Source organism: Pseudanabaena biceps PCC 7429 (assembly GCF_000332215.1).
Lineage (GTDB): Bacteria > Cyanobacteriota > Cyanobacteriia > Pseudanabaenales > Pseudanabaenaceae > Pseudanabaena > Pseudanabaena biceps.
In genome coordinates this window covers 1-22,981 of record NZ_ALWB01000019.1, presented here as the reverse complement: position 1 = coordinate 22,981, position 22,981 = coordinate 1, and the positions used below count along the sequence as shown (strand labels likewise).

Annotated in this window: 22 protein-coding genes and 1 tRNA gene; 14 read left to right on the top strand and 9 right to left on the bottom strand. The window is 44.3% G+C overall.

What is annotated here, in order from left to right:
- Positions 1-101: 101 nt before the first annotated feature.
- Positions 102-1,274, bottom strand: a complete 1,173-nt coding sequence (gene devC / locus PSE7429_RS03835; RefSeq protein WP_009625742.1) for an ABC transporter permease DevC — start codon at positions 1,272-1,274, stop codon at positions 102-104.
- The gene (locus tag PSE7429_RS03830; RefSeq protein ID WP_009625741.1) at positions 1,271-2,449 is read right to left on the bottom strand and encodes an ABC exporter membrane fusion protein; all 1,179 of its coding nucleotides are present in this window, start codon (positions 2,447-2,449) and stop codon (positions 1,271-1,273) included. The genes devC and PSE7429_RS03830 overlap by 4 nt, the downstream gene beginning before the upstream one ends.
- A 196-nt stretch (positions 2,450-2,645) precedes the next feature.
- Between PSE7429_RS03830 and PSE7429_RS03825 the strand changes: the two genes are divergently transcribed.
- Positions 2,646-3,266, top strand: a complete 621-nt coding sequence (locus PSE7429_RS03825; RefSeq protein ID WP_202950392.1) for a TetR/AcrR family transcriptional regulator — start codon at positions 2,646-2,648, stop codon at positions 3,264-3,266.
- A gap of 40 nt (positions 3,267-3,306) precedes the next feature.
- Here PSE7429_RS03825 and PSE7429_RS03820 read toward each other — a convergent pair whose 3' ends face one another.
- Positions 3,307-4,314: a response regulator gene (locus PSE7429_RS03820; protein WP_009625739.1), complete on the bottom strand. Its 1,008-nt coding sequence runs from the start codon at positions 4,312-4,314 to the stop codon at positions 3,307-3,309.
- A gap of 684 nt (positions 4,315-4,998) precedes the next feature.
- Between PSE7429_RS03820 and PSE7429_RS03815 the strand changes: the two genes are divergently transcribed.
- From PSE7429_RS03815 to PSE7429_RS23280, 6 genes are all read left to right on the top strand, one after another.
- Positions 4,999-5,745, top strand: coding sequence for a carbon dioxide-concentrating mechanism protein (locus tag PSE7429_RS03815; protein WP_009625738.1), 747 nt, complete (start codon positions 4,999-5,001; stop codon positions 5,743-5,745).
- 509 nt (positions 5,746-6,254) lie between these two features.
- Complete coding sequence (locus tag PSE7429_RS03810; RefSeq protein ID WP_009625737.1) at positions 6,255-6,563, top strand: carbon dioxide-concentrating mechanism protein CcmK; 309 nt, start codon at positions 6,255-6,257, stop codon at positions 6,561-6,563.
- A 140-nt stretch (positions 6,564-6,703) separates the two neighbouring features.
- Complete coding sequence (locus tag PSE7429_RS03805; protein WP_009625736.1) at positions 6,704-7,045, top strand: carbon dioxide-concentrating mechanism protein CcmK; 342 nt, start codon at positions 6,704-6,706, stop codon at positions 7,043-7,045.
- 114 nt (positions 7,046-7,159) lie between these two features.
- The gene (locus PSE7429_RS03800) at positions 7,160-7,468 is read left to right on the top strand and encodes a EutN/CcmL family microcompartment protein (protein ID WP_009625735.1); all 309 of its coding nucleotides are present in this window, start codon (positions 7,160-7,162) and stop codon (positions 7,466-7,468) included.
- A gap of 271 nt (positions 7,469-7,739) precedes the next feature.
- Positions 7,740-9,830: a ribulose bisphosphate carboxylase small subunit gene (locus PSE7429_RS03795; RefSeq protein ID WP_009625734.1), complete on the top strand. Its 2,091-nt coding sequence runs from the start codon at positions 7,740-7,742 to the stop codon at positions 9,828-9,830.
- Positions 9,831-10,072: 242 nt separating this feature from the next.
- A complete protein-coding gene (locus PSE7429_RS23280; RefSeq protein ID WP_009625733.1) occupies positions 10,073-10,996 on the top strand; it encodes an LbetaH domain-containing protein in 924 nt (307 codons plus the stop codon).
- Between the two features lie 287 nt (positions 10,997-11,283).
- On the opposite strand, the gene PSE7429_RS03785 is transcribed toward PSE7429_RS23280, so the two are convergent.
- A tRNA-Arg gene (locus tag PSE7429_RS03785) sits at positions 11,284-11,357 on the bottom strand.
- Between the two features lie 208 nt (positions 11,358-11,565).
- On the opposite strand from PSE7429_RS03785, the gene PSE7429_RS03780 reads away from it, so the two are divergent.
- The 5 genes from PSE7429_RS03780 (at position 11,566) to PSE7429_RS03755 (ending at position 16,703) form a co-directional block, all read left to right on the top strand.
- Positions 11,566-13,359 carry a cation:proton antiporter gene (locus tag PSE7429_RS03780; protein WP_009625732.1) on the top strand — a complete coding sequence of 598 codons (1,794 nt, stop codon included), beginning with the start codon at positions 11,566-11,568 and terminating at the stop codon, positions 13,357-13,359.
- A 13-nt stretch (positions 13,360-13,372) separates the two neighbouring features.
- Positions 13,373-14,428: an S-layer homology domain-containing protein gene (locus tag PSE7429_RS23275; RefSeq protein ID WP_009625731.1), complete on the top strand. Its 1,056-nt coding sequence runs from the start codon at positions 13,373-13,375 to the stop codon at positions 14,426-14,428.
- Positions 14,429-14,601: 173 nt separating this feature from the next.
- Positions 14,602-14,934 (top strand): tetratricopeptide repeat protein, encoded by a 333-nt coding sequence (locus PSE7429_RS03770; RefSeq protein ID WP_009625730.1) that lies wholly within the window; start codon positions 14,602-14,604, stop codon positions 14,932-14,934.
- Positions 14,935-15,500: 566 nt separating this feature from the next.
- Positions 15,501-15,722 (top strand): DUF2997 domain-containing protein, encoded by a 222-nt coding sequence (locus PSE7429_RS03765; protein ID WP_009625729.1) that lies wholly within the window; start codon positions 15,501-15,503, stop codon positions 15,720-15,722.
- 282 nt (positions 15,723-16,004) lie between these two features.
- Positions 16,005-16,703, top strand: coding sequence for a PHP domain-containing protein (locus PSE7429_RS03755; RefSeq protein ID WP_009625728.1), 699 nt, complete (start codon positions 16,005-16,007; stop codon positions 16,701-16,703).
- Positions 16,704-16,881: 178 nt separating this feature from the next.
- On the opposite strand, the gene PSE7429_RS03750 is transcribed toward PSE7429_RS03755, so the two are convergent.
- The 5 genes from PSE7429_RS03750 to PSE7429_RS03730 all read right to left on the bottom strand — a co-directional run bounded on the left by PSE7429_RS03750 (position 16,882) and on the right by PSE7429_RS03730 (position 21,709).
- On the bottom strand, positions 16,882-18,183 hold the full coding sequence (locus PSE7429_RS03750; RefSeq protein WP_009625727.1) for a homoserine dehydrogenase: 1,302 nt from the start codon (positions 18,181-18,183) through the stop codon (positions 16,882-16,884).
- A gap of 409 nt (positions 18,184-18,592) precedes the next feature.
- Positions 18,593-18,943 (bottom strand): DUF1830 domain-containing protein, encoded by a 351-nt coding sequence (locus tag PSE7429_RS03745; RefSeq protein ID WP_009625726.1) that lies wholly within the window; start codon positions 18,941-18,943, stop codon positions 18,593-18,595.
- Positions 18,944-19,073: 130 nt separating this feature from the next.
- Positions 19,074-19,754, bottom strand: a complete 681-nt coding sequence (locus tag PSE7429_RS03740) for a hypothetical protein (protein ID WP_009625725.1) — start codon at positions 19,752-19,754, stop codon at positions 19,074-19,076.
- A 60-nt stretch (positions 19,755-19,814) separates the two neighbouring features.
- On the bottom strand, positions 19,815-21,095 hold the full coding sequence (locus PSE7429_RS03735) for an FGGY-family carbohydrate kinase (RefSeq protein WP_009625724.1): 1,281 nt from the start codon (positions 21,093-21,095) through the stop codon (positions 19,815-19,817).
- Between the two features lie 209 nt (positions 21,096-21,304).
- Complete coding sequence (locus PSE7429_RS03730; protein ID WP_009625723.1) at positions 21,305-21,709, bottom strand: DUF3119 family protein; 405 nt, start codon at positions 21,707-21,709, stop codon at positions 21,305-21,307.
- A gap of 182 nt (positions 21,710-21,891) precedes the next feature.
- Here PSE7429_RS03730 and PSE7429_RS03725 point away from each other — a divergent pair, with 182 nt between their 5' ends.
- Together PSE7429_RS03725 and PSE7429_RS03720 are read left to right on the top strand one after the other, a co-directional pair.
- Complete coding sequence (locus PSE7429_RS03725; protein ID WP_009625722.1) at positions 21,892-22,134, top strand: hypothetical protein; 243 nt, start codon at positions 21,892-21,894, stop codon at positions 22,132-22,134.
- A gap of 16 nt (positions 22,135-22,150) precedes the next feature.
- Complete coding sequence (locus tag PSE7429_RS03720) at positions 22,151-22,828, top strand: HEAT repeat domain-containing protein (protein ID WP_009625721.1); 678 nt, start codon at positions 22,151-22,153, stop codon at positions 22,826-22,828.
- Positions 22,829-22,981: the final 153 nt, after the last annotated feature.

Sequence of the window (22,981 nt, the reverse complement as noted above, 5' to 3'; positions counted from 1 at the left end):
AGATAGGGATGATGCCATAATCGTGAATCCTTATTTGTGAATTGAAAACCAAAACCAGTAAGGGTTTTAAAAGCAAAAAATGGCATAGCCATTTTTTGCTTTTAAAACATATCGGCAGGGTCAGCAGATTGCAGGCGGCGCGTAGCGATCGCCCCCGAAAGAACACACATAGCAACAGTGAGCATAAAAACAGTGGTAGCTCTTGTCGTAGTCATAGCGATCGGTAAGGCGGTTGCCCCTGCGGCAAGGCTATATAAACCAATGGGGATAATCACCCCAGGGATAAATCCCAAGACCGCGAGAATGATTGCCTCTTCAAACACGATCGCTAGCAAATATTGATTGCGATAGCCCATCGCTTTAAAGGTGGCGTATTCCTTAATGTGACTATTAACATCGGTGGATAGCACCTGATAAACGATCACCACCCCCACCACAAACGCCATCGCCGTTCCCAAACCAAAAATGAATCCTATGGGGCTTTCATTCTTCCAAAAGCTCTCTTCAAACTCAATGTATTCGGCATGGGTGAGGACGCGGACATCGTTCGGCAAATAGGCTTTTAATTCGGTCGCAACTTGCTTAGGGGCATAGCCAGACTTAACTTTAACTAGTCCTAAACTGATACTCGCTGCGTCGCGTTTGGGAAAGAAATGCAGAAAAGTTTGATCACTCACCACCACAATGCCATCGGCTCCAAAGGATGCGCCCAGACTAAACAGCCCTGTAACTAACACGTTACGGCGATCGACTTCGGTTTGAACGAGCCTGCCCTGTTCCACGATCGCGATCGCCTTTGTGTAATCGCCCCTCGACTTACGATCAAATAGCACGCGATCGGGAATTTTGATTTTGTCCAGTTGCTGATTGATTTCAGGCAAATTCAACGCTGGCTTTTCAGGATTAAAGGCGATCGCCTGTACGGAAGTTTCTTTGTGACTATCGGGATTTTTCCAAGTGATGATATTGGAATAAAAGGCTTCAGCCGAATCGACACCTGCAATATCCTTAGATTGGTAGAGCCTGCGGCGTGAAAATGTACTCAAATTTTGGGTGTTCCGAGCTTGCGGACTGACCAACACAATGTCCGCATCCAGAGCGCGGCTGAGCTTCGTATTGCTGTCGTACAAAGCACTCTGAAATCCCAGTTGCATAAACATCAGTACATCAGCAAAGGCGATGCCCGCAAGAGCTACCACCAATCGCCCGCGTTCGCGACTCAGTTGCAGCCATCCCAAGGGAGTTCGGCGTTGAATTTGTTGGATCGTAATCATTGCTCGATCTCCATCGTCACTTGCAGATTCGTAAACTTCGCGGCCCTTTGGCTCGAATCTCGATCCAGAACGACATGGACTTCTACAACCCGACCATCAATATTTGTACTTGGATCGGTATTGACAATGGTTTGCCGCTTTACCTGCGAATCAATGCGCTCGACCTTACCTAGCAATTCCCCAGCGATCGAATCACTCAAAATCTTTACCTTTTGATTAGGCTTGACTTTTTGAATATCACTTTGATAGACCTGCGCGATCGCATACATTTGCTGCGTCTTGCCAATGGACACAATGCCATTATCAGAAACAACTTCACCAGCGCGAGTATGGATTTCAAGAATCTCGCCCGCGATGGTTGCTTTGACATAGGCTTGATCGAGATTCGCCTTCGCCTGTTTCATCGCCGCGATCGCGCGATCTACCTCCGCCTGATTTGCCTCCACATCCACTGCCCGTACTTCCGCCACCCGTGCTAAATTTGCCTCCGCTTGATAAATTTGAGCAGGGCTAGTAGTCTGAATCCGATTTAATACGGCTTTGGCTTCCTGTACATTGCGCTGAGCCGTATTTAAAGTCAACCGCTTACTATCAAGAGTCGAGTTGGAAATCGCCCCTTCCCTTGCTAACTGTTGATAGCGATTAAATTCCAGTTCCGCATTTTGTAATTCCGAATTTAGGCGATCGACGGTTGCCGCTTGTGCTGCTACGTCTCCCTGTCGTTGAGCTTGCAAACGGACAATTTCCGCCCGTTGAGCATTAATTTCTCCCTGCTTTGCCCCTGCCTGAGTAATCGCCAGCTTTGACTGGGCTACTCGCACATCTTCCTGAGCCTGTTCATAGGCTGCTTGCAAGCGATCGCGACTATCGAGAATCGCAATTACCTGTCCGACCTGTACGCGATCGCCTTCTTGCACTAGTAATTTCTCTAATCGATTGCTATTAGTTGAGTTTGCCGAGAGCTTAATCACTTCTCCCTGAGGTTCTAAGCGACCTAATGCTGTCACCGTATTACTTTTTGCGGGAGCAATGACCGTTTGACTCACTGCCGATGGACTAGCCTGCGATCGCCATACCCCATAACCTACAACACCGATTACAACTACACCAACCGCCGCCGCAAGCCAGCGTTGAGACTTAATACCCGACCCACCATCAGAAGAACTTTGCAGCATGGCGACACCCTAATAAAACTAAACAGTTTCGTTTTCTTTTGTAACTAAACTAAACAGTTTCGTCTGTTTTGTCAAGAGGTATGATAGAAATATCAAGAAGGAAGAAAAGCGATCGCTTTTCTTCCTTCTTGCGAAATAATTTAGCCAAGTAAATCTGAATCGCGCTTTGCGCGATTCAGATTTACTCAAAAAGTATATGAATGCCCCAATAATGAATAAAGCCAAACCTGTAGAAAGAGAGTTGTCTTCCAAGAAAACTGCATTAATCCTTGAAGGCGCAATGCAAGAATTTCTAGAACATGGCTATGCAGGCGCTCGCATTGATCGCATTGTGGAGGCAGCAGGAGTCTCTAAGGCTACCGTTTACCGCCATTTCCCCGATAAAGAAGCATTATTTACAGCCCTCATCCAGCAGATGTCATGTCGCAAAAATATATTTGAGTTTCAAAGCCAGCAATCCTTTGAAGAATCACCGAGCGTATTTTTGAAGCGCTATGCCAGTGCCATGCTAGAAAATGTTGCCGAAGATCCGCAAATCCTGACCTTTTTAAGAATTATTATTGGTGAATCTGGACGCTTTCCCGAACTAGCAAGGGCTTTTGTTGTGAATCTTGAGAAGGTTAGTTTGGACTTTCTCACGCAATATTTGACCAAACATCCACAACTGCAAATAGCCGATCCTGAAGTTACGGCTCGCGCATTTATTGGCACTTTAATTCACTTTGTGATGATCCGTGACGTTCTCCAAAGTGGCGATCTTGTACCGATAGAACGCGATCGCTTGCTAGATGGATTGATTGATTTAATCGTTCGGTAATCCTTTATACCAATTCACCGAAGTGAACCAGTACTTCCGACTAACCAATCTGGTAGGTTTGATTCCGTCCTAACTCTTTAGCTCGATACAATGCGTAGTCAGCAGCCGTAAGTAGTACCGAAGGATGGGAATCAGCCATAGGTACTAAGGAAGTTACCCCCATACTCAAGGTCACAAATGTACTAACTGCCGAATCATCATGGGGAATCATCAAATCCATTAGCCCCTTGCGAATAACTTCCGCAATTGCCATAGAACCTTCTATGTCAGTATTTGGCAAAACGACAACAAATTCTTCGCCCCCATAACGGGCCGCTAAATCCGCTGGACGACGCACCGATTGTTTGATCACCGAAGATACTTTGCGTAGACAGTCATCGCCAGCCACATGTCCATAGGTGTCGTTGTAGTTTTTAAAGAAATCGATATCACACATGATCAAGGACAGTGGCAATTGATCCCTTGCTAACCGCTGCCATTCCTGTTCGAGGTACTCATCAAAACACCGACGATTGGCTAATTGCGTCAATCCATCTAAGTTGACCAAGCGTCCTAACTTCTCATTGGCTTCCTGTAGCAATGTTTCCGCGATAATTCTGCTGTTAATCTCTTGCTTTAACCGTTCATTTTGTTCTTGCAACTGTCTTTGTAATCGTCGCAATGTCAACTGATTCTCAATTCTCGCTAGCACTTCGGCAATTTGAAATGGCTTGGTAATATAGTCCACCCCACCGACAGCAAAAGCTTCAACTTTATCTAATACTTCATCTCGTGCGCTTATAAAAATTACAGGAATATCACGGGTCAATACGCTGGACTTTAATTGCTGACATACTTGAAACCCGTTCATATGGGGCATATTAATATCTAGCAACACCAAATCAGGCGGATCGCTATGGATGTCTGACAGAGCCATGTAACCATCCTCCACACCTCTTGCATGATATCCCTTGCGAGTTAGCATGGTAATTAGCAAGTGTAAGTTAGGCGGCGTATCATCTACGACTAAAACGCACTCTTTTTTAGGTATGGCTTCGGGCAGTTGCATTTTCCTAGCGTCAAGACATCTTGAACATATTGAGTAGATTATTCACCATTATTCAACCAAAAGATAGCAGACAGTAAGCAATATCAGCCTCAATCTATAACCGAGATCGCCAAGATCGATATGAGGCTGTCATACTATTTTTTATTTCTTTAGGGATTGGACAAAAATTTGTATAGCCCATCCTAACCCGAAAATACCGCGATCTTGGTTGGGAAATAGTTCGGTAGGAAACACAAAACATCCAACCTAGACGAATGGCGTATGCTTATATGGCGAATATGGTATGGCGAATATGGCAATCCTAACTTTACCCATTTACCTATTTAATAGCTACGGTCACTTGACTTAGAACAAATCAAAATCCAAGAATTGATTGGCGGCGCTCCGCGCCGCCAATCAATTCTTGGATTTTATGTCTTAGTACATTTGACGATAGCTATATTACCTACTTGGCATTACCTACTTGGCATTACCTATTTGGCGCTCTCCAAATTTTTTAGTAGGAAGAGAGTAAAATACAATGAGGATAGACAGTGAGGATAGTTCATCCGACCATCTTTATCATTTTTTGGGAATTCTTTTAATTCTCTTTTGTAGTCCCAAAGTATTTACCCAAAGTATTTACCCAAAGTATTTACCCCCATTTACCCATATTTACCCACAGTATTTAACCGTAGTTAGCTAATGTCTAGTAGTGCATCTCAAAGAATCGATCTCTCAGGAAGTGCTTTGGGAATGGTCTCAACTATTAGTTTTCCTGCGATCGTGGGCACGGCTGATATGATGCTCAAATCAGCCACAGTGCGACTAGTAGGATATGAAAAAGTCGGCAATGGTTTTTGTACGGCGATTGTGAGAGGACAGATTACGGATGTTCGCATGGCTGTGGAGGCAGGAGCTGAAACCGCTAGGGAATTTGGGCAGCTAGTGTCAACCATAGTGATTCCACGTCCCTATCCAAATTTGGAGGCAATTTTACCCATTAGTAGCCGTCTCAGCCAGTTGACCGATGGGCGCTATAGTCGCCTCAGCAACCAAGCGATCGGGCTGTTAGAAACACGCGGATTTCCAGCGATGGTTGGCGCTGCCGATATGATGTTGAAATCTGCTGATGTGCATCTTGCAGGCTATGAAACCATTGGTGCGGGTTTATGTACGGCGATTATTCGAGGTAATGTCGCTGATGTGGCGATCGCGATCGAAGCAGGCATGTATGAAGCCGAACGTATTGGTGAATTTCATACTCTCATGATCATTCCTCGTCCTCTAGACGATCTCGAAGAAACTTTGCCAACCTCAGAATATTGGATTGAAACCCCAGTACCCGTAAATATTCCGATGATTGCGCTCCAAGAGCAGGAACGAGAGCTAGTCGAATTACCCAACTTAGAAATTGCTGAAGTTGAAACTATTGCCATCGGCGATCGCTAAACCTTGACTGCAAATAATTCCCAACCAGATTCTTAACCGCAAATCCCGCGTGGCAATGGGAATAAGCCAAGATTATATCCATTATTTAGATTTATCATGACGGCTTATATTGTCAAATGTACCGCCACTCGTTATCGTAGATATAAAGATAGAGTTGAATATATTTATATTATTCAGTTTCTCTGATTATTCAGATTTAAAATGGCTATATCCGTAGTAATAAATACTTATCAATTATTTTGAATGATTGATTGAGGAATTAATTGCAACAAGGAGTCACCAAACATCTGTAAATTAGCTGCGAAAAGCCAGCTACTAAAAAGTAGCGGCAAAAGTGCGCCAAGCGTCATCTCTTTTTTTATTTTGTTTTAAAAATTTGAAATTTGATGTTTCAAGCGAACCGATCGTAGCTAAGATCAATAGTTGCGCTCGTGCATCTACATCTTTTGATAGATACAACCGCGAGAACTTCAGTTTTTTAGAGATTCGTAAGGATACTGGCTTAAATTATGCCAATCGCTATTGGAATGATCGAGACTAGAGGCTTTCCCGCAATTGTAGAAGCGGCTGATGCCATGGTCAAAGCAGCTCGTGTCACCCTTGTGGGTTACGAGAAGATCGGCAGCGGAAGAGTAACTGTCATCATTAGAGGAGATATCTCTGAGGTGAAAGCATCGATCGCTGCTGGTGTTGAAGGTGCCAATCGAGTTAATGGGGGCGAAGTTGTTTCGACTCACACCATTGCTCGACCACATGAGAACCTAGAGTATGTGCTACCTATTCGTTATACGCGAGAAGTAGAACAATTTGCCTTTTAAAGTCGCCTTTTAAGGTTGACTTTTAAGGTTGACTTTTAAATATGCTTTTTAAGATTGTCTCAAAAAGACACTCGGAAAAAGGTATCAAAAGACTAAATTTTCATTAATTTCATTATTTGTTTTTTAGGAGAACATGAATTATGGCGATCGCAGTTGGAATGATTGAAACCCTTGGTTTCCCTGCCGTTGTAGAAGCAGCAGATGCTATGGTCAAGGCTGCTCGCGTAACCTTGGTTGGCTACGAAAAGATCGGTAGCGGTCGTGTGACCGTAATCGTTCGTGGCGACGTATCCGAAGTGCAAGCTTCTGTAGCCGCTGGTACTGAGTCTGTCAAACGTGTAAACGGCGGACAAGTGCTTTCCACCCACATCATTGCTCGTCCTCACGAAAACCTCGAATACGTTCTACCTATTCGCTACACCGAAGAAGTCGAGCAATTCCGTGACAATGTTAACTCCATCCGTCCTATGAATCGTCCATAGTTAGGTTTTAACTAGCGCTGTCGCTTTTTATGCTTGGGTAGCATCGCTTTCCAGCACTTGACTTGTTCGTATTCACACCTATTTACGTACTTATGGTTACGTACTTATAACGATATGCAAATCGCTAAAGTTTGCGGTACGGTCGTCAGTACCTATAAAGAGTCCAATTTATCTGGAACCAAGTTTCTGCTTTTGCAGCTTGTCGATTTGCAAGGGCAGTTGCTTTCAGACTATGAAGTGGCAACTGATACAGTTGGCGCTGGCGTGGATGAATGGGTGTTATTCACCCGTGGAAGTGGAGCAAGACAAGTGCTGAACAGCGAGAACCGTCCGATTGATGCAGCAGTTATTGCGATCATCGACACTGTAAGCCTGAGCGATCGCACTCTCTATAGCAAAAAATATAGTGAGAGAATGCAATAGTGGCTTTTATTAATAAATAATTAATAAATTATTAATAACTTATTAAAATTTACTAATAATTTATTGGTAAGTACCACCTAATATTCAGAACTAATCAGAACTAAATATTCAAAGTTAATTCAAAGTTAGATATTCGGCAATCAGCGCTAGTCAATAATATTTCTCCAACGTTGTCGATTAAGTTGTTATTTGGAGGAGTACTTTTAAGTTCTTATAGTCTAGGTTTTGCGAATCCAGATATAGGCAAAAATCTTAGAAGTGCAGATTCATTATGGTAGTTCGTAGCTTTGCTGCCCCACCTACACCTTGGTCTAGGAATTTGGCAGAACCCCAAATCGATCCATCCGCCTACGTCCATTCTTTTTCCAATCTAATTGGCGACGTATATATCGGCGCTAATGTTTTGATTGCTCCAGGCACCTCAATTCGTGCGGATGAGGGCAATCCTTTTCACATTGGTAATAGTACAAACGTCCAAGATGGAGTTGTTATCCATGGGCTCGAAAAAGGTCGCGTGATTGGCGATGACGGAAAAGAATATTCCGTCTGGATTGGCGATAGTACCTCAATCACGCACATGGCGTTAATTCACGGTCCTGCATATGTTGGCAATAATTGCTTTATTGGGTTCCGCTCGACGGTATTTAATGCGCGAGTTGGAGACGGCTGTATTATTTCCTTACATGCTCTCGTCCAAGATGTAGAAATTCCTGCGGGTAGATATGTTCCCTCTGGTGCAGTGATTACAACGCAGCAACAAGCCGATCTGCTACCGAATGTACGGGAATCAGATCAAAACTTTGCGAGTCATGTTATCGGTATCAACGATTCCTTGCGACAGGGTTATCGCTGTGCTGCTGATATTGCCTGCATTACACCGATTCGCCAGCAACAGAATTCGTCACCGCCCATTAGCAACTCTGCTGCTAGCACGCAAATTAAGAAGCAAGATTTTAATCAAACTAATCAAACCAATCAAAATTTTACAAATTCAAGTACCAACTCAAGTACAAATCCAAGCACAAACCCAAGCACAAATACAAACGCACAGAGGAACGAACCTATGACTGGGGATTTAGCGCAGCAAATACGACAACTCTTAGCTCAGGGATATCATGTCGCGGCGGAGTATGCCGATGAGCGTCGATTCCGCACTGGATCTTGGCAATCCTGTGCAATTCCACACTCATCTGAAGCCTCAACCGTAATTTCGGCAGTTCAAGCAGCGCTGGTCGAAAATGAAGGCGAGTACGTACGCTTATTTGGTGTAGATCCCAAGGCAAAGCGTCGTCTTACCGAAACTATCATCCAACGTCCTAGCGACAAGCCTGCGGTAATCAGCAACGCCTCCTCCAATGGGGCTAGCCATATCTCCAGCGCCCCAAAAGCATCGTCTAATGGTGCAGCTAGCAGTAGTAATGCTGATATTGCAGGTCAAGTACGCCAACTCCTTGCCCAAGGCTATCGCATTAGTACTGAGTATGCCGATGCTCGCCGTTTTCGTTCGGCTGCATGGATGACTGGTCCTGCGATCGATGCCTCAAGTGAATCCAGCGTCATCGCGGCTTTAAACAATATCTTGGCAGAGCATGAAGGTGAGTATGTACGTTTAGTAGGAGTCGATCCTAAAGCTAAGCGTCGTGTAGTCGAAACTATTATTCAACGAGCCGATGGCAATGCGGTGAGTATTGGTCAGTCCAGTGGTGGTACTGCTACGACCTATAGCGCTCCTCGGAGTAGCAGCAATGGTAATGGTGCTGCTAGTGATGTATCGACAGCCGTGGGGCAGCTTTTGGCGCAAGGTCATCGCATTAGTGTCGAACATGCCGATGAGCGTCATTTTCGGACAACTTCTTGGCAAACCCTTCCTGCTATTACTGCCAATAGCCCATCGGCAGCGATCGCTGCTTTAGAGTCCTATATTGCTGAATATAGTGATGAGTATGTGCGTCTTGTTGGGGTGGATACCAAAGCAAAACGTCGGGTGCTGGAATTGCTAGTACATCGTCCTGGCGGTCAACCCATTGCCGCAACAAGGACAGCAGTTAAGGTCAGCAACTCTAGTAATAGTTCCTACGGTGGTGGTGCTGCTGGCAAACTCAGCGCGGATATGTTGGCGCGGATTCGTCAGCTATTGTCTCAAGGCTATCGTATCGGTACAGAACATGCGGATGAGCGTCATTTCCGTACTAGTTCTTGGCATAGCTGCTCGCCGATCGCAGCGGCAAATGAGTCTGAAGTAATTCGTGCTTTAGAAGCTTGTCTTGCGGAACATGGCGATGAATATGTGCGTTTGCTCGGTATTGATACCAAGGCAAAGCGCCGCGTATTTGAAGGCATTATCCAACGCCCTGCTAAGTAAGATTAAGTGGGATAAATGATGGTTTTAGAGAACCTTGCTTCGCGAGGTTCTCTATCCAAACCTATATACAATCGGCTTTGACCACAAAGTTATACCAAATTAAGAAATGGCTACGCCATTTCTTAATTTGAAAACTTTTACTAGGTTTAGTGTTTAATTCACAAAAGTGTGGTCACACTTTCGTGAATTGGTATTAGGTGATCTCAAGGTCATCGAATTCAAAGAATTTAACAATTAATGTAATGCAATCGAACTACTTACCACCTTTAGAACCGATCGGAGATTTTCGCTCCTACGTTTGTGGGGATGTAGTAATCGATCAGAATGCAGCGATCGCCTCGGGAGTTTTGATTCAAGCTGATTTGGGAAGCCGTATTACCATTGCTGCGGGTGCATGTATTGGCATGGGGGCTGTACTTCACGCCCAAGATGGATTATTAGAAATTGGGGCTGGGGCAAATTTGGGTGCTGGGGTGTTGGTTTATGGCAATAGTAAGATCGGAGAAGGAGCCTGTATAGGCGCATCGAGTTCCATTGTGCGTGCGGTGATTGCCAAAGGGGCGATCGTCCCTCCTTGCTCCTTGATCAGTGGCTTAGAGCAAAGTGCAGCGGAAAAAGAAACCAGCCCTGCGATCGCCCAAGAATTGGAGATGAGCAGTAGCGGCACTTCACCTACAAATCATTCTTTCACTCACACTTATTCCTCCGCAAAGCCCTTAGCTAGCCAACCTTTAAATAATTTAATAGGTAATTTAAGTAATCAACCTTTAGGCAATCAGTTCATGCAGGGCTCGGTATTTAGAAAGGGGATTGCCCAAAATGCTGCTAACTCTATGGCTGAGGATGCCATCTCTGACAACTTTATCGAACGCTCAACCACGGAAACTTACTTGCATACTAGCGTTACCGCTACCCCTGAGAGTGTGATTGCTAATTCTATTGAGCGGACAGTAACCGAGACTCAAGTTGAAATTCCTACGGAAGCGATCGGTGAGCGATCGGTAGAAACTGTCGCCTCTGCCAATGAACAAATTGAGCAAATTCATGATGAAGTAAAGCCGATGGAAGCAGATATGTCAGCACTTGCAGTGAATTCAGCACAGGCTAAAGCCTATGCCCAATCCCAAATTAATCGCTATATCAAACGACTCTATCCCCAAAATTAAAAACCAAAACCAGAGAGCATACCGCCCGCTACGCGGGCGGTATGCTCTTCTAGGTTTTAAGTTTAATTATGCCGAACTACTTAATGAAAACAACAAAACTAAATAGAACTCCTAGATAGAATTCTTAGAAAATATAGCTGTTGCCCCTCGCAATAGGACAAAATCAAACCCGAAGAAGAGAAGGTTGGCGCGAAGCGCCAACCTTCTCTTCTTCGGGTTTATGTCTTAATTCTAGAAGGCGGCACAAAAAAAGCAGCACCTAGTGCTGCTTTTTTTGTTTATTAGGACGGGCCAGGAGGGATTCGAACCCCCGACACCGTGGTCCGTAGCCACGTGCTCTAGTCCACTGAGCTACAAGCCCTTAACTCGCGAATCTTATAATAACATACTTTGCAGTATTGACAAGCAAAAAAATAATTTTTTTGTCTGCGTACGTGAAAACCCCACGGAACAATGCTTTAGCCTTGCTATGGGGGATGAGGCTAATGAATATCGAAGCCGCTTCTTTTGCTTTAGGGGTTCTAAATCCAAGCTAAAGTAGAGATGGCAATGTTCTTAAGTTGATTTCTGTGCAAGAAGATTTTCGGTTAATTGTGGATTTAGTAACTGTTCTTGCGGCAGCCTCCTTTGGTGGATTACTAGCGGCGGCCCTGCGATTACCAGTTTTATTGGGTTACATCTTTGGTGGCATTATCGTTGGTCCGACGGGTTTAGGACTGATCAAAGAATTGATTCAGGTAGAGACCCTCGCCCAGTTTGGTGTTGCCTTCTTGTTATTTGCGCTCGGAGTGGAGTTTTCCCTGAAGCAATTAAACAAGGTGAGAGCGATCGCCCTTGGGGGCGGTACATTACAGATTTTGCTCACAATCGCCTTAACTACAGTCCTATCGGTATTCGTAGGATGGGTCGATACCCCCGTTCAAGGTGTTTTTCTGGGCGGGATCCTGTCGCTATCGTCCACGGCGGTAGTGCTAAGAAGTTTGATGGAAACCAATGAAACCGAGTCTGCACAGGGACAGGTAACTTTGGGGATGTTAATCATTCAAGATTTGGCTCTGGGTTTGATGTTGGCGGTATTACCTGCCTTAGATCATCCTGAAACGGTTGGTGTTGAAGTGGTAAAGGCTTTGTCCGTAACTGCTTTATTTGCTGGTGGAGCGATCGCCGCAGGCATCTGGTTGATCCCACCCTTTTTACGGTGGGTCGCGAGTACCGAGAGCCGCGAATTATTTTTATTAAGTGTGATCGTGCTTTGCTTGGGGATTGCCCTTTTGACCGAACATTTAGGCTTATCGATTGAAATGGGAGCCTTTGTGGCGGGTTTGATGATCTCGGAGGTGGAATATGCCGATCAGGCTCTCACCTATGTGGAGCCACTGCGCGATGTATTTGCTACATTGTTTTTTGCGGCGATCGGGATGCTGATCGATCCCTTATTTTTAATTCAAAACTGGGAGTTAATTCTCAGTCTTGTGGCGATCGTGATGATCGGCAAATTTCTGATCGTTGTCCCCTTGGTGAGCTTTTTTCGCTACCCCCTGCGAGTTGCCATTTTTGCGGGACTGGGGCTAGCCCAGATTGGTGAATTTTCCTTTGTATTAGCCAGTGAGGGGCAGAAACTAGGTTTAGTTTCACGGCGGGTCTATTTGCTGATTTTAGGGACAACTGCCGTAACTCTGATGGTTACCCCTTTCTTACTCAAGGCGACACCGCAGATTTTATTGCTGTTGGAAAAAGTCCCATTGCTCAAAACTTGGATGAACAAGTTGGATATGCCACAGGAAATTTCTGTGAATGCCGTACTTAAGGATCATGTGGTGGTCTGTGGCTACGGAAGGATTGGACAGGGCATTGTGACCTTATTGCAATCGAAGGGCTATTCTGTATTGGTGATTGAGGAGGCGGAATCTAAAGTACAGATTTTAAGGGCGCAAAATATCCCTTACTTGTATGGTAACTGCGCTAGCCCTTTGGTGCTAGAAAAAGCGGAAATCGACCATGCGCGATCAATGCTGATTGCTATTTCAGATCCGATCGCCACTAGACTGGCAGTGCAGCGAGCCGTGGGGATGTCGCCCGCGATAGACATCGTGGCAAGAGCAGATAAAGATGCTGATATCGATACGCTCTATCAACTTGGGGCAAAGGAGGTAGTCCATCCGACCTTCGAGGCTAGTTTAGAGTTGTCAACGCACCTGTTGATCTGTCTGGGTGAAAAGTCACAGGATATTCAAGCAGAAATTAATGCTGTACGGCGCAGCCGCTATGCGAATTTCCGACCTGAGATTGCCTGTGTATTGCCAGTGATCGCGCCTCTATTGCCGCCTAGCAGCGATCTGGTTGAGATTGATGGCAAGGCTTAGTAAGAATGTGGTTATGATCGTCAAATTTCGTCAAATCTTTCATTTTTCCCTAGTCGGGGCGCTAGCTTTTTCGTTGGGTGCTTGTCAAGGGTCGAACCTTGGGAATTCCTTAGAAAATGCGATCGCTCCTGCTAGTTCGCCCTCACCTGATGCGGGCTCCGAGCAACCAAAGTCGCTAGAGCCAAGCGCAACGCCCGAACCCAAGCCCAGTCCTGTCAAGACTGCGGGCAATTCAGATGGTATTACCAAGCCACCTTCCCAAGACATCACAACCAATCTCGATCAAATCTCTGTTCCCCTGACGGCTTCCACGGCCATGCAAATGTCCAAGATTGCCTTGTCGGGCTTGATCACACCGAACAACGAACAGAATTCTCTCAAGTCGATATTTTATATAGGCTTTGGCAATCCTTCCCCTAAAAGTGGAGAATTTAGTGATCTCGAAACCTTGCCCTCCTCCCTGAGGGATTGGATTAAGGATTTAAATAAACTAGGAACGATTACCCCTAAAGTTGATCGGGAATTTCGCCCCAATACATTAATTTCCCGCAGAGAATATGCCCGATGGCTAATGCAAACCAATAATCGCCTCTACAAAAATCAGCCCAGTCGCCAAATTCGGTTTGCGCAGTCATCGGATATGGCGAGTTTTCCCGATATTCCCAGTAGTCATCCAGACTTTACGATCATCCAAGGGCTAGCTAACGCGGGGCTGATTGGTGGAACTGGCGATCGCTTTCGTCCCAACGATCCCCTATTACGGGAAGAGCTAGTGCAATGGAAAATCCCCCTCGATCTCAGGCAACCTCTACCCAATGCCACGTTAGAGAACGTCAGCCAAGCTTGGGGATTTAAGGATAGCGATCGTATTAGTGAAAATGCCTTGAGTGCAATTTTTGCCGATGCGCAACTGCGAGATATTTCTAATATTCGGCGTAGTTTCGGCTTTACCACATTATTGCAACCTCAAAAGCCCGTAACCCGTGCGGAAGCTGCTGCATCACTCTGGTATTTTGGCACAGCTACCGATGGTATCTCCGTTACTAAATCTTTAGAATCAGAACGATAGATCTTGATTTAATTAACCAATTTATTGTATTTATAGCTCTGGTTATTTGGGCGATCGCGCTCGCAGCAGCAAAAACAATTTAGTTTCATAATGGGAACTGCTGCTACATAATTAAAGTCGTTATCAAAGTCTTTGAAGTATAGAAATTTCTAGAAATAAAGGAAAAACTCCCTATGAAAAAACTACTAATATTTGCCCTTGCCAGCAGTTCATTTTTGATTTCTGATTTGTCTCATGCGGCACAGCCTCAGAACGAATCCTATCTCGCGAACAAAGTCTCAGTCGCTAACAAGGATCTGATGGTTGATAAGACTAAAGGAACTGCTACTAAGAGTCCAAACACGATTAAATATGATGCATTTATGAGAGCTGGCTATGCAGCCTATAACAAAAAAGATTACAAAACAGCTTTGACCAATTTTAAAAGTGCTTTAGAGCTGCGCCCCAACAATGTCTATGCAGTTAAAGCAATTCAAAATACCGAGAAACGCTTGGCTGGAAAATAAATGTTAAGTTTTCGGAGTTGAGTTTTCGGAGTTGAGTTTTCGGGAATTTTCAAATTAAAGGGGTTGTAATACAACCCCTTTAATTTTCATTAGGCTCTTGCGGATAAAAAATATCCCACCCAGTTATACCAATTCCCAAAATGGCGTAGCCATTTTGGGAATTGGTATAACTGGGCTTGTTTTTTAATTCAGTGAAGTGTTGACTCACTTCACTGAATTGGTACTATCTAGCTTCGACTCCGCTCAGATAACCTTGGCTGCACGGAGTCGAAGCCACAGGTATTTTAATTAATAGCAAGTCCCTTACAACTTTAAGCCTATGGCAATCCTAGATGGTTGGAGAGAGTTTCCCCCATTAGTCGATAACTCTCTCAAACCATTTAATTCCACCCATAAAATTGGATTACTTTAAATACATTTAAAGCCTAAAAGTCTTTTTTGAGATTCCTAAAAAAGTGTTGCCATTTTGGGAGTTGGTATAATTACTAGACTTTATGCTGTGCAATTTTGGATAGAGAGACGCTAGAATATTAGTAATTGTTATTGTAGAGAAAAATAAATTACTTATGTCGCAATATCAACGTATCGAGTACTTAATCGGGAAAGATGGCAAAATCGTTGAACGTGCGATTGATATATCGGGCAGTGAATGTATTGCTGTCACTGCGGAAATGGAGTCATCTTTGGGAAAAGTCGAGACTCGCGAACTGTTGCCAAGTTATTACGAATATGCTGAGCAAAGCGTCGATCGCCATGCGATCGAACAAAGTCAGTACGAGCAGCCCTAAATCTAAGGTCATAACAGAGCTAATGCTCTGTCATTAGACTTAGATTTTATTAGGTGATTTAATATCCACCTCTGCCTGTGTTTAAAATTACTTATTGTTTTGCCATTGCTTCTATCGTTGACAGTAATGGGAAATCCTAAAGCTGAATAAGTAGTCTTACCCAGTTTGGTTTTCTGAAGTTGAGAATACATCTCAATAAAGGTTAAAAATACTCCCTCTTTGGGCAAAATTGTGATCGATAAGTTAAGAATTATTAAAGATTTGCTTATGTAGAGATATGACATGGTAACTCAAACTCCCCTATTGATATCCGAGTCAAACGCAACTAGTAAACTGCGAAAAATATTTGCGTCTGTTGATGCCATGAGCTGTCCACATAGGCTAAATTTTCACTTGCACACGGTGCATTCCGATGGCAAAATGCAGCCTATTGACCTAATTGAACAGGCGATCGCTTTGCGTTTGTCCGATCTATCGATTACCGATCATCATGCGATCGGTGGATATTACATTGCTAAACAGCATTTAGACTTTACCCTAAGTCAATCGCAGAATCCTGAATCTTTGCCTACGCTCTGGTCGGGGATTGAAGTTAATGCCAGTTTGATTTTTACGGAAGTCCATATACTCGGATATGGATTTGATCCCGAACATGAGGCAATGCACCCATACCTGCAAAACAAAACTACCGCAGGGCTAGACTATCAGGCGATTAGTGTTATTAAGTCGATCCATTTAGCAGGGGGCTTAGCGGTTCTGGCTCATCCCGCTCGTTATCGGCGACCACCTGAGGATCTAATTCCTGCTGCTGCTGCGTTAGGTATTGATGGTGTGGAAACCTATTATGGCTACGACAATAGCGATCCTTGGAAACCCAGTCCCCGCCAAACGGAAGAGATTCGCCATCTTGCGGAATGTCATGGATTGCTCCATACCTGTGGAACGGATTCCCACGGCTTTAAAATTAGCAAACGGCTTTAACTATACCAATTCACTGAAGTGTTGGCTCACTTCAGTGAATTAAAAAACAAACCCAGTAAGGTTTTGAGATTCCCAAAATGGCAATGCCATTTTGGGAATTGATATAAGTGGCAAGGTCTATTACTTGGATAAGAGAAAGGCGGCGCTTCGCGCCGCCTTTCTCTTGTCCAAGGAGCAGCTAGATCACACGCAACACCGTAGGAATACTATGCAGGGTTGGTAAGTCACGAATGGTAGCGATCGCTTGCTGGAAGTTCAATTCACTTACCTTCTGGGTAACCACAACGATTTCAGCGAGCCCATCGTGGATCGTATTCTTTTGCAAAATTGCGTTGAGGCTGACAGAGTGCTTGCCAAAGGCTGTACCGAGATCGCCAATGACTCCAGGCTTGTCATGGGTCAACAATCTTGCATAGAACTGGGTCACGGTATTTTCAATGGGGGCAATTTTGGCATAGTGCTCGTGGGAGCAACCCATTAGTTGATTGATTTGATTGGGAAGAGATTTTAAGACAGCCACCACATTAATAATGTCTGCAACTACGGCACTTGCAGTTGCCCCTGAGCCTGCCCCTGGTCCTGAAAGCACGACTTCACCAATGGGATCGCCCTCAATCCGCACGGCATTAGTGACACCATGGATATTCGCCAGAGGATGCTGGATTGGGATTAAGGTTGGATGAACGCGGATTTCGAGATGGCGATCTTGAGCGTCCTTGGCTTCAACCCTTCTGGCGATGCCCAAAAGCTTAATTGTGAAGCCTAGTTCCTTGGCATAGTTAATATCAGCGCTGGTAATTGAGCGGATCCCTTCACGATAGATATCTTCAAGTTTGATGCGATCGCCAAAAGCTAAACTCGCTAAAATTGTCATCTTATCGGCTGCGTCAAAACCATCGACATCCGCTGTGGGATCGGCTTCGGCATAGCCCAGTTTCTGCGCTTCAGCCAAGGTTGCCCCGAAATCTGCCCCCTCGAAATACATCCGACTCAAAATGTAATTGGTCGTGCCATTGACAATGCCCGTCAATTCGCTAATGCGATTACCACCGAGACTTTGTTTGAGCACTTGGATGACGGGAATACCGCCGCAAGCGGCGGCTTCTAGCATTACATATACGCCTTTTTGTTTAGCGGCGGTAAAAATTTCATTGCCATATCTAGCAATCACCGCTTTATTGGCGGTGACCACATGTTTGCCATTAGCGATCGCTTTTAAAATTAAGCTTTTTGCTGGCTCGATCCCGCCAATAACTTCCACCACAATATCAATCGCGGGATCGTTAACAATAGACTCCAAATCATCTGTGACAATTTCAGCGTTGATCGCCACATCACGTTGCTTATTTAGCGATCGCACACCTACAAGCGCGATTTCAATCTCAGGTAGTAGAGGATGGCGACCCGCAGGGGCTTGGAAAATTTTGGCAACACCCGTACCAACAGTTCCTAATCCGAGAAGTCCAACTTTATATGTCACAGTCTTAATTTATAGCGGTTTTAAAGTGAATAAGGAATAGATAAAATTTTAAAAACGTTAATTCACAAGGTTTTTGAAATTTATCTAATGTAACTTTTATTGTAGGTTTTTTGGGGACGTGATGAGTCATTAAAAGAGAATAGCGACGGTTCATCCTGCTAAGTAGCTAAGCAAAACCTAGACGAGCATAGCGGGCGCTATGCGTCTAGCTTAGCTACTTATTCTCTTTTGAGGTTTGCTATTTCTTAAGGTTTGGGAAGCTTGCAGGTATGCTTTCCCAAAAACAAAGAGAGCGCAAAGCGCTCTCTTTGTTTTTGGGATATAGCTATGAATAAAACTACTACAGGAGCTTGAAGTTATTTTGAATTTACTTGCTTGATTAGTTATTGTTTGCTTGGGTATTATTTGTTTAGGCAACCGTAGCAAATATATCTTGGCGAAACTCTTGACGCATTTCCCTAATATCTGAAACTTCCCGCCCCATATCCATACCGATTATTGCTAACTGAACACAAGGAATAGTGTCTGCGTGAATCGCACTACAGGTAAATCCTGCATGAATTTCTAATAAGGCATCCCTTGGTGCAGAAAACTGAATACATTGATTCGGGAAGATTGCTTTTTCCCAAAAGATGATGCCAGCATGAGATATCCTCAGGATCTCTACGGTCTCACCTTCATTACGATAGAGGCAAGTTATTTGATGATGCTGATCTTTGGAACTTTTAATATTAATATTTTGAGTAATTTTATTAAGCATTGCTTTAACCTGTGAGTAGCCGCTAACTCTCTTGATTCATGATCCCAGAGTAAGTGATGCTCCCATGACTGGCGGTGATATAGCGCACATATTCCAAGTTTCTTAAGCTTTGGGATCGCTATTTATCTCTCTAATTGGCGACCCTTTGCGATCGCTTATTCATGTATTTTGTCAAATCGACAAAGGTATCTCGACGCAGATAAGGGTAGTCACCAACCCAAAGTTTATATTGTGGGATATAGGCATCTGAGGTTAAACGGCTAACCCGACCGAAACGGCGATCGTTAGAAAACAACAACAAATATACTGTTTGCTCTGGGCGAATCCTCTTGAGTTCCCGTTTCATCGGCAATCGTAAAGTTGTCACAAATTCCGTTTCATCGCCAAGCTCGATGTTTAGGAAGCTTTCTGCATCATAGCTAACATCCATTCTTCCGCGCGAATCTACCTTTTCCTCGCGGGCTAGTACTTCCTGCGACACATATACGTCTAGAACTTCCGCTTGCCAAAAGCCGCAGTAGGCAAAGCGCCGCAATTTAGCGTTGCGAATGCTGGCTAAAGCCACGGGTTCTAGCATCCAATATAATCCGCCAAAAGCAGCACAGACAAACATCGCCACCGCTGCAAAGCTGTTGGGGCTATTTTCATTAACGCGGTTATAGAGGATCGTAAAAACAATCACACAGGCAATGGAAATCGCAATGCGACGAAATACGCTCTGACCGTCGCCCCAATAGTATTGATACTGCTCTGAGGTGGGAACAGCGGGAATTAGTTCATCAAAATTTTTGCGCTTGAGGGGAGTAATCATAATCTCTTATTAACTGGGCTACGGCTACGCCTAAACCATTATCAAACCAATTTTAAAGTTTTAAACCTCAAAATTGCTTTTAGCTAATAATGCCGATCCGTAAGCAGCTTCGGTTTCTAAAGGCTTCTGCATTGGCGTTTTTAAATAGCGATTGCGTATTTTTGTCCATGTCGGATTTTTAGCTCCTCCTCCTGCGGTATAAATTTGCTGTAGTGGCGAAGCGCCTAATTCTTGCAAAAGGCTATATCCCCTTGCCTCAATTCTAGCCATGCTTTCCAATAGCCCATGTAAAAATTCTGCGGGATCTTGAGGTCTTGGTTCTAATCGGGGCATCAGATGCGGATCGTTAATGGGAAAGCGATCGCCAATCTTGGGTAGAGGATAATAATCTAGGGCACTAGGAATGTGGGGATCAATGCGATCGCTAAGTTCTCTTAATTCTACATCTGTAAAAAACTGCTTCAAGACTGCTCCTCCCACATTAGAAGCTCCACCTACCAGCCATAAGCACCCACAAGCAGGATGCTCGAAGCGATGGCTGTAAATCCCATAACTCAGATCATTAATGGGGCGATCGCTTAATATCTTTAATACCATTGTTGATCCCAAAGAGGTGACCGCAGTCCCCAATGTAGGTTTCCCCATCCCAATACAAGCTAGAAACCCAGCATTACTATCGGTTGTGCCCGCGCCGATTTCACAATCTTTGGGTAATCCCAGCTGGTTGGCAACTTTGGCTTGAATTTTGGCGATCGTTGTACTCGGGGCAAATATTTCTGGCAAAATTACGTTGGGATGGGCTTTTGCCCATGCGCGCAACCAGTCAGGATAGGTCAAACTTAACGGTTCATAACCCAGCTTGAGGGCATTGTGATAATCGCTCACGCCCAACCGATCATGCAGCAGATAACCCAGCCAATCAGCCTGATGTAAGAAATAAAATTCTTCGGGTATTTGGCTCCAAGTTGTGGTTAGCGCAATTAATTTGCTAAAACTAGAAGTCGCACTTGCCACTGAATGGTGAAGTGGGGCAATATCCGTTACTCGTTCTAAAATTGCCATTTCGCAAGCATCGCTATAGAGCATTGGTGAAGCGATAACTTTGCCAGCGTGATCACAGATCAAAACCGTTGCCGAAGTCCCATCAATCACTATTTTTCTAGTATGAATTCGGACGAACTCAGGCAAATTCGTAATTACTTCAAAAAGTGCGCTCCGCCATGTTTTGCAATTGCGGATGTCATAGTCTGAGCGGGTGAGCGCAACTATTTCGCCTTCCCGATCAATGGCGATCGCACGCACTCCCGAAGTCCCAAAGTCAATACCTAAAAAATAATGCATGACTAGTCCGTAAGCTGAACGACATATACTCCTCTGCGCTAAAAAATAGGTACTCAGTAAGTGGGCTTAATTAAATATAAAACCCTAAAACCTGCGGCGCACGCTGCGCCGCAGGTTTTAGATCTGGATTTTAATTATGCTGAGGTACTTATCGCGATCCTAACTTTTTTAAAGTGTCCCCTCTAAGTGGGACACTTTTATACTCAAGGCTAAGATTTAGCGAGAGGAATATGTTTTTCTAAACAGGTTTTCAACATTTGGACATCAAATAAAACTGGTAAGAAATGAATGCTTTTTACTTCTTTAAAATAAAATAAAACGGGGAAAAAGAACCAAAATACTTTCCAAGTTTGCCACTCTTGATAGGGGAAAGTACGGAACTTTTCTTGCGATCGATAAACCTCTAAATCTGTCGCTGTAAATACTAACCGAATGGTAGCTGCTTGATAAACTAAGAATAGTCCAAAAATGGCAACTAAACCCGCAGCAATCGGTTGAACCCAAATTAATGGGATTCCTGCCAATAGCAATACGGTAGGTATTGCATAGTTTGGATTTAGTTCTGTAGTCTGCGATGCAATCTTTGGATCGATGGAAGGATTTGAAGCGGTCATAATGATTTAAATAGTTGATTTATATCTATAGATATACATTTAATTCTAAATCTATGGCTTCTTTATCGAAATGATAGGATACATATTAATGCGCTAATTATGTACTTGAGTTAATTGAATACTAACTCTACCTCCATATTTAGCCACCTCACACAATCTCTATATAAGCTTAGGAAATGTCTATGAACTTATCCTCAACAGCGAATGACTTGGCTTTATCTTTACCCGAAGCCACCAAAGATCCCAAAGTCTGGAGTCATCTCAAGCAAGCGATCGCGACAAGTTCGGGATTTGATAAATGGCAGCGATCGCGTAATGACGACTCCAAAGGCGATCCCAAAGATGTTGTCGTATTCCAAGAAAGCGTTCTTGACGATCTCGTGCGTAGCTACTTACGTGAGACACTAGAAACGTTAGCGTATTAATTGCGAGATTTTTCTTGTGAGCGAAACATTAGAAACTCAGTTTGCCACCTTAAGAGAGCAACTAGCTGCGGATGATATGGGTACTCGAATGAAAGCCCTCCACGCTAGTCGCTCTCTCCCCATTTCTGAACGATTTACTTTACTCCTAATTGCTGCGAATGACTCCTATGCCCGCATTCGCTACGATGCCATTAGCCAAATTGGTTCCGTAGGTCATGTCGACTTACAAAAATCCCTAGAAGTTTTAAGCGATCGCCTAAACATCGATCCTGAAATTGACGTTCGTGCGGCGGCAGCAGCTTCGCTTGGTTCTCTGCAACTTACCCAAGCCTTCGATCTACTGAAAACCGCCTACGAGTCTACTAATGACTGGATGTTTCAGTTTAGTATTGTGGCGGCGATCGGTGAGCTTGGCGATCCCCAAGGATTCGATCTCCTAGCCGAAGCCTTACAAAGTCCCAATGAACTTGTGAAGATTGCCGCGATCGGCTCCCTAGGCGATTTGGGGGATCTCAATGCAGTCTCCCTTTTAATGCCCCTTACAGACGATCCCGATTGGCAAATACGCCATCGTATTTCCCAATCCCTTGCCCAAATTGGAGGCGATGAAGCTAAAGCTGGCCTAGAGAAACTAGCCAAAGACCCAATGCCTCAAGTTGCCGAATCAACTCAAGCCTTAATAGCTCTTCTTTAAGACAAATAATGCTTTAGCCTTTACCCCAGCTATAGCAACGTAAGGTTTGCTTAGGTTATAAAACCCCAAGGATGAGTGGCGGCGCAAAGCGCCGCCACTCATCCTTGGGGTTTTAATTCGTCCTAGCTATCTCTTATACCAAGTTAAGAAATG

Bases quoted from the DNA above. Each gene is read 5' to 3' on its own strand.
- devC (WP_009625742.1), bottom strand. From the start codon at position 1,274: ATGATTACGATCCAACAAATTCAACGCCGAACTCCCTTGGGATGGCTG.
- PSE7429_RS03830 (WP_009625741.1), bottom strand. From the start codon at position 2,449: ATGCTGCAAAGTTCTTCTGATGGTGGGTCGGGTATTAAGTCTCAACGC.
- PSE7429_RS03825 (WP_202950392.1), top strand. From the start codon at position 2,646: ATGAATGCCCCAATAATGAATAAAGCCAAACCTGTAGAAAGAGAGTTG.
- PSE7429_RS03820 (WP_009625739.1), bottom strand. From the start codon at position 4,314: ATGCAACTGCCCGAAGCCATACCTAAAAAAGAGTGCGTTTTAGTCGTA.
- PSE7429_RS03815 (WP_009625738.1), top strand. From the start codon at position 4,999: ATGTCTAGTAGTGCATCTCAAAGAATCGATCTCTCAGGAAGTGCTTTG.
- PSE7429_RS03810 (WP_009625737.1), top strand. From the start codon at position 6,255: ATGCCAATCGCTATTGGAATGATCGAGACTAGAGGCTTTCCCGCAATT.
- PSE7429_RS03805 (WP_009625736.1), top strand. From the start codon at position 6,704: ATGGCGATCGCAGTTGGAATGATTGAAACCCTTGGTTTCCCTGCCGTT.
- PSE7429_RS03800 (WP_009625735.1), top strand. From the start codon at position 7,160: ATGCAAATCGCTAAAGTTTGCGGTACGGTCGTCAGTACCTATAAAGAG.
- PSE7429_RS03795 (WP_009625734.1), top strand. From the start codon at position 7,740: ATGGTAGTTCGTAGCTTTGCTGCCCCACCTACACCTTGGTCTAGGAAT.
- PSE7429_RS23280 (WP_009625733.1), top strand. From the start codon at position 10,073: ATGCAATCGAACTACTTACCACCTTTAGAACCGATCGGAGATTTTCGC.
- PSE7429_RS23275 (WP_009625731.1), top strand. From the start codon at position 13,373: ATGATCGTCAAATTTCGTCAAATCTTTCATTTTTCCCTAGTCGGGGCG.
- PSE7429_RS03770 (WP_009625730.1), top strand. From the start codon at position 14,602: ATGAAAAAACTACTAATATTTGCCCTTGCCAGCAGTTCATTTTTGATT.
- PSE7429_RS03765 (WP_009625729.1), top strand. From the start codon at position 15,501: ATGTCGCAATATCAACGTATCGAGTACTTAATCGGGAAAGATGGCAAA.
- PSE7429_RS03755 (WP_009625728.1), top strand. From the start codon at position 16,005: ATGGTAACTCAAACTCCCCTATTGATATCCGAGTCAAACGCAACTAGT.
- PSE7429_RS03745 (WP_009625726.1), bottom strand. From the start codon at position 18,943: ATGCTTAATAAAATTACTCAAAATATTAATATTAAAAGTTCCAAAGAT.
- PSE7429_RS03740 (WP_009625725.1), bottom strand. From the start codon at position 19,754: ATGATTACTCCCCTCAAGCGCAAAAATTTTGATGAACTAATTCCCGCT.
- PSE7429_RS03735 (WP_009625724.1), bottom strand. From the start codon at position 21,095: ATGCATTATTTTTTAGGTATTGACTTTGGGACTTCGGGAGTGCGTGCG.
- PSE7429_RS03730 (WP_009625723.1), bottom strand. From the start codon at position 21,709: ATGACCGCTTCAAATCCTTCCATCGATCCAAAGATTGCATCGCAGACT.
- PSE7429_RS03725 (WP_009625722.1), top strand. From the start codon at position 21,892: ATGAACTTATCCTCAACAGCGAATGACTTGGCTTTATCTTTACCCGAA.